The sequence below is a fragment of the Paenisporosarcina sp. P4_E4_2 genome (genome assembly GCF_056401595.1).
The window spans coordinates 1-1,878 of the sequence record NZ_JBFUJC010000467.1; the positions used below are offsets into that span (position 1 = coordinate 1).

Genomic DNA, 1,878 nt, shown 5'->3' on the forward strand with positions numbered 1-1,878 from the left:
CTTGTGATATTCGTTGGGCAACAAATTAAGATACGTGGCTTTGATAAAAATCCTTTTACATCCAATTTATTAATAAAGTGTTTCAGCATCGCTTCAGTCACATCAAAATCAGCGATTACTCCGTCTTTTAGCGGACGAATCGCCACTATATTTCCGGGAGTACGCCCTACCATTTTACGTGCTTCTTCGCCTACTGCCAACACACGTTTCGTTTTGCGATCCATTGCTACTACTGAAGGCTCGTTTAATACAATGCCTTTACCTTTTACATGTATTAAAACGTTAGCCGTTCCAAGGTCAATTCCAATATCTTTAGCAAACATGAACCTTGTTTCCCCTTCCTACAAATCCCATAATAGTTGACTTTCTCTATCTTTGTCTCTACTAACTGACTATTCTATCATAGAGAGCAAATAATTACATCTTTTTTAGTAAATAGTCCTGTTCTGAAAACGAAGCTTCGGTGTTCTTTTGCCACATGAAAAAACGCCATGACGAGTAATCGTCATGGCGTTTCTTCTGTGTGTTCCTCTTTAAGTTTCCACATCTGTTTCGTTGCTTCCCCGCCCCGGATATGCCGAATCGACTTATGATAGGCAAGGATTTCACTAACTTCTTTGGCCAGTGCTTCATTTACTAGTTTTAAACGTTCTGTTAAATCTTTGTGCACCGTGCTTTTCGAGTAGCCCGTTTTCTTTGCAACCGCGCGTACCGTTAAGCCCGTTTCATGCACCAATACGCCAAGCTCTAGGCAACGTTTCCGGATCTGTTCGTGCAAGACCGCATCCTTCCGTACCGAACGTTTCCTATACCGTATGCCTTAAAGTTGGGAATTAGAACGCTAAGTACGTACGTGGATTAATTGCTTCTCCCTTGTCATACACTTCAAACTGTAAATGAATGCCAGCTGTTGGGTTGAATTCATTTTCAGTAGCAGTTGCCATAGGTTGACCTTGTTGTACATGGTCACCGGCTTTCACTGAAATTTCTTTTACGGAACGGTATTGTGTAAGTAGGCCGTCTTCATGTTCTAGAACGATTTCGTCCCCAAGGAATGGATCAAGATTTACTTCTTTTACTGTACCACTCATTGCAGCTAAAATTTCAAACGGTTCGCCTTCAATTGAGATGGTCACACCGCTACTTGTTTCGTAAGTTTGGTTGAATACAAGAAGAGAATTTTCTTGTGATTCGTCCGTTGCAGTAGGATCATAGAAATCTTGCAGAATTGTCATTTGGTCAAGCATCGCTTCGTCAAATGGGAATTTCATTGACTCTTTTTGAGACGTTACAGCAACTTCTTTTGCTCCCGTGTCTTCAGTTCGTGGACCTTTTGCGACATTATCAGAATCAATAAACGCATTGTACCCCCAGATCATGCCGACAAATAGCAGCGAAAACCCTACGTAAATCGCTGGCCATAGCCACGTTTGTTTTTTACTTGGTTTTTTTGGTAGAGAAGGATTATTAGATTTTTCCTCTCGCATATTCATCACCTCTGATGCTAGTGTTGTCAGCGATTCAAGGTTTTAAACATCCTGGTTGAATAGATTGGAAATTTTTTATTTCCGTCTTCTGATAGTAGTGTTTCAAAATCTCCTCTACCTTACTCCCTTCCTGCGCCATAGCGTTTGCTCCGTATTGACTCATCCCGACTCCATGCCCGTATCCTTTCGTTGATACGGCGATAAGATTTGGATTGGATGCATCAATTTCGAAATCCGTGGAGGGTAGCCCTAAAATATCCCGTATTTCACGGCCTGTCCATTCGTGCTGTGTGGTCGTCATTTGTTTGACTCGTTGTGATTCATTTGGCGTCAGCACCAGTGTCTTGAAGTGATCGGCTGTCCAATTAAAGCCGAATGCCTCGTTCCATTC

General features: G+C 42.0%; 4 protein-coding genes. All 4 read right to left on the bottom strand.

Going from position 1 to position 1,878, the window contains the following annotated elements; all coding sequences use genetic code 11:
• The coding region (locus AC1DSB_RS18720; protein WP_477587355.1) for a rod shape-determining protein at positions 1–323 on the bottom strand (323 nt) is incomplete at its 3' end.
• 182 nt (positions 324–505) lie between these two features.
• Positions 506–778: a sporulation transcriptional regulator SpoIIID gene (locus AC1DSB_RS18725; protein WP_342542162.1), complete on the bottom strand. Its 273-nt coding sequence runs from the start codon at positions 776–778 to the stop codon at positions 506–508.
• A gap of 55 nt (positions 779–833) precedes the next feature.
• Positions 834–1,487, bottom strand: coding sequence for a peptidoglycan DD-metalloendopeptidase family protein (locus AC1DSB_RS18730; protein WP_477530881.1), 654 nt, complete (start codon positions 1,485–1,487; stop codon positions 834–836).
• A 34-nt stretch (positions 1,488–1,521) separates the two neighbouring features.
• The coding region (locus tag AC1DSB_RS18735; protein WP_477587356.1) for a SpoIID/LytB domain-containing protein at positions 1,522–1,878 on the bottom strand (357 nt) is incomplete at its 5' end.